The organism is Lentilactobacillus parafarraginis DSM 18390 = JCM 14109, assembly GCF_001435895.1.
GTDB lineage: Bacteria > Bacillota > Bacilli > Lactobacillales > Lactobacillaceae > Lentilactobacillus > Lentilactobacillus parafarraginis.
In genome coordinates this window covers 1-457 of record NZ_AZFZ01000213.1, presented here as the reverse complement: position 1 = coordinate 457, position 457 = coordinate 1, and the positions used below count along the sequence as shown (strand labels likewise).

At 42.2% G+C, this 457-nt stretch carries 1 protein-coding gene; it reads left to right on the top strand.

The features are described 5' to 3' along the window. Positions 1-48: 48 nt before the first annotated feature. The coding region (locus tag FD47_RS14785) for a MobA/MobL family protein (RefSeq protein ID WP_162260770.1) at positions 49-457 on the top strand (409 nt) is incomplete at its 3' end.

Sequence of the window (457 nt, the reverse complement as noted above, 5' to 3'; positions counted from 1 at the left end):
GCGACAACAAAATCAAACCCATAAACCCAAATAAAGGTGGTGAACGACATGGCAATTTTTCACATGAGTTTTAGTAATATTAGTGCTGGTAAAGGACGAAGTGCGATTGCCAGTGCCGCTTATCGAAGTGGTGAAAAGCTATTTGATGATAAGGAAGGTCGCCACTATTTTTATGCCCGCTCGGTTATGCCAGAAAGCTTTATTTTGACGCCAAAAAATGCACCAGAATGGGCCAGTGATCGAGAGCAGTTGTGGAATGAAGTTGAAAAGAAAGATCGTAAATCAAACTCACGGTATGCAAAAGAGTTTAACGTGGCTCTACCGGTAGAATTAAGTGAATCCGAACAGAAAGAATTACTGACAAAATATGTGCAAGAAAATTTTGTTGATGAGGGCATGGTAGCCGACGTGGCAATTCATCGCGACCACCCAGATAATCCGCACGCTCATGTGATGT